This is a genomic window from Sinorhizobium sp. BJ1 (assembly GCF_002531555.1).
Lineage (GTDB): Bacteria > Pseudomonadota > Alphaproteobacteria > Rhizobiales > Rhizobiaceae > Sinorhizobium > Sinorhizobium fredii_B.
On record NZ_NWTH01000108.1, the window covers coordinates 1 to 1,165 of the forward strand.

Here is a 1,165-nt window from a genome sequence, read left to right on the forward strand (position 1 = left end):
TGTTGAGCGTTTCGTTCAATACCTTTTGCGCGTGCCGCGCTTCAATGCAGACCGCCGGCAAGCCCTCGCTCGTCAGCGTGTGATAGAACCACGTCGACAGCGGTCCCGTTTCGAATACGACGCGCTGCGCGCGCGGAGCTTTTTTGCGGATCATCTGCGCGAGAAGATTGGGATCCGAAGGACATTTCCCCCCGCCAGATCCGTTTCCCGTCCTCCCGGATCGAAATTGCGGTATCTTTCAATGAAACATCAAGGCCAATATATTGGTTCAAGGTTGCCTCCATCCGATGTTGGGCCCGGTTCCAATCGAGAGCCCGTTTTTCCATCCTATCGGGGGCAACCACCCTCACCAGCCCAAAAACCAGAGACGGTCGCGCCGCGATTACTCCATGTATAGTATGAACGCCGATCGTTCGAATAGAGGCAGACGCCGTTGCCATTCCACCAGACGATGCGAATACGGTCCGCCCACTTCGACCGGAACACATAAAGCGCTCCGTTGAACGGGTCGAGACCGCCATCTCTGACCAGAGCCATCAAGGATGCCGCACCTTTGCGGTTATGTGGTGCACCACATAAGAGGAACTATGCGGCGACAATAATTATGCGGATTTGCCATCGTCGATCTATCAAATTATGTGGTTTTTACAGTTACTTAGATAGAACGAGTAGGCGCGGTCGCTCCACATAACTATGCTCTCTCACGATGGGTTCACGTCGTGAGGAGAGTAAATATGGATGCCAATAGTCGTAATCGCTGGTTCCTCGATCCAGGACCGTTGTCGTCATGGATCGATCAGTTCGCGGACGACCTTGCCGCTCAGAGATATACGCCGCTGACCATTGAGGGCTACACGGCCTCCGCTCGTCATTTCGCGGCCTGGCTTGGTTACGCCGGTATCTCGATCGACCTCATCGATGACGATGTCGTCCGTCGGTTTGCCGAACATCGGTGTCGATGCCCTGGTCAGCGGCAGTGGCTGCGTATCTCACCAAAATATGCGGCGACGATAATTATGCGGAGCCGGAGACGCCGATGGGCGCATTGCCCGGCTTTTCGACATCCATCGACTCCACATAACTATGCACTATCGCATGGCAAAGTTGCGGAAGTCGACCGGCTGGCACGACACGTAAACGACGACGCCGGACGCGATCATGCCTT

General features: G+C 55.1%; 2 pseudogenes. One reads left to right on the forward strand and one right to left on the reverse strand.

Annotated features, from left to right (window positions below):
* Positions 1-272: pseudogene (locus tag CO676_RS36735) on the reverse strand (IS110 family transposase); the annotation flags it as partial.
* 462 nt (positions 273-734) lie between these two features.
* Here CO676_RS36735 and CO676_RS36740 point away from each other — a divergent pair.
* Positions 735-1,165, forward strand: a pseudogene (locus CO676_RS36740) (hypothetical protein); the annotation flags it as partial.